The sequence below is a fragment of the Streptomyces sp. 7-21 genome, assembly GCF_016741785.1.
Taxonomy (GTDB): domain Bacteria; phylum Actinomycetota; class Actinomycetes; order Streptomycetales; family Streptomycetaceae; genus Streptomyces.
Window position 1 is genome coordinate 1 of the sequence record NZ_JAERRL010000037.1, and the last position, 835, is coordinate 835.

1 protein-coding gene is annotated in these 835 nt (G+C 78.1%); it reads right to left on the reverse strand.

Going from position 1 to position 835, the window contains the following annotated elements; genetic code table 11:
• Positions 1-835, reverse strand: an 835-nt coding sequence (locus JK356_RS21465; protein WP_236671724.1) for a condensation domain-containing protein, incomplete at both ends; no start/stop codon positions are given.

The window sequence follows — 835 nt, forward strand, 5'->3', positions numbered from 1 at the left end:
GATCAGCTCGGCCGTGCGGGCCACGGGGAGCCGCCACGTCAGGTGCTTTCGGTCGCCCATACGTCCCCGGCCCGGCCCGGTCGCCGGGCTGGCGGGCCAGCCGTGGCCGTCCCTGCACAGCTTGGTCCAGTAGGTGAGTTCGGCGGTCCGGCTGGCCGTGGCGGCCTGCGCGGTGAGCGCCTGTGCCCAGCCGCGGAACGGGACGGCCTCGGGCGCCACGGTGGGCTCGTCGCCGGCGGCCGCGGCCCGCACGGCTTCCGCGACATCGCCGGCCAGGACGCGCCAGGAGACGCCGTCGGCGATGACGTGGTGCGCGGCCACGATGAGCCGCCCGGTCCGGTCGGGCCCGGTGTCCACCCACACCACGCGTGCCACGGCTCCCGCCGTCGCGTCCAGCGCCCCGGCCGCCTCACGCGCCGCCTCGCGGACGGCCGCGTCCAGCTCCCCGTCCGGGATTCCGGCGGCGTCCACCCGCGCGACGGCCGCGGGCACGTCCGCGGTGTCCGGGCCGCCGACGACCAGTCCCTTCCCGGGCACGGCACGCGCCCGCAGCATCCCGTGCGCGGCGACTACGGCGGCCCAGCCGCGTGTCACCGCCTCGAGCCCCAGACCGGGCGGCGCCCCGAGGACGATCCACTGCCCGAACTCCCGCAGGGCCGCCTCCCCCAGCTCGTGCATCATGGGAGTGAACGGCACGTCGCCCTCGGCGGTCCGCGTGCCGCTGTCCTCCTCCTGCGGCCCGCCGACGACGCCGGCCAGGCCCGCGGGCGACTCCAGCTCGAAGACGTCCTGAGCGGTGAAGACGAGGCCGTCGCGGCGGGCGCGGGCGGCCAGT